This is a genomic window from Sulfitobacter sp. HI0129 (genome assembly GCF_001635395.1).
Classification (GTDB): Bacteria; Pseudomonadota; Alphaproteobacteria; order Rhodobacterales; family Rhodobacteraceae; genus Sulfitobacter.
In genome coordinates this window covers 1-352 of sequence record NZ_LWGH01000086.1, presented here as the reverse complement: position 1 = coordinate 352, position 352 = coordinate 1, and the positions used below count along the sequence as shown (strand labels likewise).

Annotated in this window: 1 protein-coding gene; it reads left to right on the top strand. The window is 56.0% G+C overall.

The window, feature by feature from the left end:
• A partial coding sequence (locus tag A3764_RS00855) for a sensor histidine kinase (RefSeq protein WP_161487473.1) occupies positions 1–352 on the top strand: 352 nt, incomplete at both ends.

Here is a 352-nt window from a genome sequence, read left to right as displayed (position 1 = left end):
GATCTCCCTTTCCGTCGAACCGCTCGAACTGCATGCGCTTCTGGACGATGCCATCGATCTGAACGCGGGCTACGCGGAGACGCTGAGCGTGGATCTGGTGAAAGGCCAGTTCGACAAGGATATTGTGATCCAGGCGGACGAAAAGCGGATGCAGCAGGTCATGTCGAACCTGTTGTCCAATGCCGCGAAGTTTTCAAAGCCTGGTAGCAAGGTCATCGTAAGCTCTGAAATCTTCGAGGACTTCGCGCGTATCCTTGTGATCGACGAAGGGATCGGCCTGTCGGAGGATCATCGCCACAAGGTGTTCGACCAGTTCTCGCAAGTCGATTCCAGCGACCAGCGTGCCGTGAAC